Genomic DNA, 2,608 nt, shown 5'->3' on the forward strand with positions numbered 1-2,608 from the left:
CCCGGACCTCGAGCAGCTCGGCGAAGGCGCCCGCCGCGGCCGCGAGCACCGCCTCGGCGGCGGCGCCCGGCACCGCGTGCCGGCGGTCGGGGTCGAGCGGCAGGTCGGCCACCAGGAGCACGGGCCACCCGAGCACCTCGTCGGTCGGCGTCGGGGCGTGCACCGTCGGCGGGACGGACGTCGTCCGGTCGCGCGGCACGGCCCACGCCAGCGACCAGCCGGGCCGGGCGCGTTCCTCGGTGGGACGGTCGGCCAGCACGTCGGACGAGTGGAAACCGTTGCGCCGCAGCACGTCCCAGCGCATCTCGACGTCGACCAGCACCCGCGGCGCAGCGCCGGGTCGCTCGACCGCCACCTCGGCCAGGCCCGGCAGGGCGACCAGCAGCGCGTCGTCGAGGTCGTCGAGCAGGCGCCGCACGAGGTCGAGCGCGGCGCCGTCGCGCAGCGGCAGCAGCACCGCCGTGTCGTAGCCCGGCGGCGCGCTGCCCTCGGCCGGGTAGGGCAGCCGCAGCACGGGCACGTGCTCGTCGCGGCGCCGCAGCTCCTCGGCGAGGCCGGGCGAGGTCGCCGCCCGCACGTCGGCGCGGGTCTGCGCGCGGGAGAACCGCACACCCTGGCCGTGCGAGACGACGGCGGGCTCGTCCGTCAGCGCCAGCACGGCGCTGAACCCCACGCCGAAGCGGCCGGTGGCGGCGCCGTCGCGCTTGGCGGAGGCCCGCAGGGTGGCGAGCGCGCGCACGCCCTCGAGGTCGAGCCGGGCGCCGGTGTTCGCGGCCACCAGGACCGGCTCCGGCTCCTCGACCAGCCGCAGCAGCAGCCGTCCCGGGACGCCCGCGCGGGCCGCGGCGTCGGCGGCGTTCTGGGCGAGCTCGACCAGCACCCGGTCGCGGTACCCGCCGAGCGCGAGGTCCTCCTCGCTGTTGGCGTCCTCGCGGAACCGCTCGGGCGAGGCCGTCCACGCGGCCAGCACCCGCTCGCGCACCTGCGCGGTGCCGAACGGGTCCTCGCTCACCCGCGGTCGGCGTCCTCGTCGGCGGGCGCCTCGGGCGCCGCCTCGACCTCGGGCTCCGGCGCCCCCTCGACCTCGGCCTCGGGCGCCGCGTCGGCGACCGGCTCGGCGGGCTCCGGACCAGGCTCCGGAGCAGGCTCCGGCTCGGGCAGGTCGGCCAGCGCCACCGACTCGAGCTCGTTCTCGTCGAGCGAGGGCTGGGTCGAGCGCTCGGGCTCGGGCTCGAGGTCGGTCTCGCTGTGGGCGCCGCAGCCGTACGCCAGGCTCACCACCCGCCCGTCGGCCACCGACCACTCGTTGGTGCAGATGCCGAACTCCTGGCGCAGGACACCGGCCACCGGCTGCAGGAACCCGCAGCTGCGGCACTGCTCGGCGGCGTCCTTGGGCGTGGTGGGGCCGGGACCGAAATCGCCTGCGTCCCAGCGCGTCCCGGCCTGCAGGCGACCCTCGCGCGACAGCACGCGACGGCGTCCGAGCCCGAGCTCCCAGAGCGCGACCCGGTCGACGTCCTCCTCGCCCGTGGCCTCGAAGCCCTGCTCCAGCCGCTCGTCGTCGTCGATGCGGGGCAGCACGTCGCCCGGACCGAGGTCGCCGGGCCGCAGCCGCTCCGACCACGGCACCCACTCGGGCGGCAGCAGCGAGCCCTCGCCGGCGACCAGGTCGACCTCGCAGACGGTGGCGACCCGCGCCCGCGGCGCGCGCGCGACCGTGACGGTCCAGACCCAGCCGCGGTACCCCTTCGCGGTGCAGGCGAAGGTGTGCGCGACCAGGCGCTCGCCGACCGCGGCGGCACCGAGGTGGTCGCCGACCGAGCCGGACGGCGCCACCTCGGCGACGGCGGCGCGGGCGAGGTCGACGGCGGCCGCCGCGACGGCGTCCGGACGGGTGGCGGTGGCGGGCACGGGGGTCAGGCCTCGAGGTCGTCGGCGACGGCGCGCAGGACGGTGGCGATCTTCTTCGCGCCCGTGCGCTCGGGGTAGCGACCGCGGCGCAGCGACGACGACAGGCCGTCGAGCAGCCGGATGAGGTCCTCGACGATCACGGTCATGTCCTCGGGGCTCTTGCGGGTGGCCGCGGCCACCGAGGGCGGCGTCTCGAGCACCCGCACCGACAGCGCCTGCTTGCCCTTGCGGCCGTCGGCGACGCCGAACTCGACCCTGGAGCCGGGCTTGACGGTGACGCCCTCGGGCAGCGCCGAGGCGTGCAGGAAGACCTCCTCGCCGTCGTCGGTCGCGAGGAAGCCGAAGCCGCGCTCGGCGTCGAACCACTTCACCTTGCCTGTGGGCACGTCGGGACCTTCTCGTTCTGGGGCGTCACGGGGACGGTCGGTCGGGCGCGGGGGGCGCGCCCCACCCAGGCTATCGGCCCGCTCGCGCGGGGCACGACGCCGTTCCGGGCCGCGCCGCGTGCGCCCGGGTCAGCGGAAGCGCTCGGGCTCGGGCAGCAGCTCGTTCATCGAGCCGGACCGGAAGCCGCGGGGGTCGACCTCGCAGCGGGCGAAGCCCTCGCCGACCACCACGGCGCGCACCGCGACGAGCAGGCCGCGGCCGTCCGCGCGGGCCGCGGCGTGCGCGGCGGCGTCGAGCTCGAGGCGCGCGC

At 77.9% G+C, this 2,608-nt stretch carries 3 protein-coding genes and 1 pseudogene; all 4 read right to left on the minus strand.

All coding sequences use genetic code 11. The features are described 5' to 3' along the window. On the minus strand, positions 1–1,012 hold a 1,012-nt coding region (locus ACYVKY_RS20020), incomplete at its 3' end, for a sacsin N-terminal ATP-binding-like domain-containing protein (RefSeq protein ID WP_460436748.1). Beyond that, on the minus strand, positions 1,009–1,911 hold the full coding sequence (locus ACYVKY_RS20025; protein WP_460436749.1) for a DUF3027 domain-containing protein: 903 nt from the start codon (positions 1,909–1,911) through the stop codon (positions 1,009–1,011). The genes ACYVKY_RS20020 and ACYVKY_RS20025, both read right to left, overlap by 4 nt. Positions 1,912–1,916: 5 nt before the next feature. Beyond that, positions 1,917–2,297, minus strand: a complete 381-nt coding sequence (locus ACYVKY_RS20030) for a cold-shock protein (RefSeq protein WP_460436750.1) — start codon at positions 2,295–2,297, stop codon at positions 1,917–1,919. Between the two features lie 129 nt (positions 2,298–2,426). Next, positions 2,427–2,608: pseudogene (locus ACYVKY_RS20035) on the minus strand (hydrolase); the annotation flags it as partial.

The organism is Angustibacter speluncae (genome assembly GCF_054777815.1).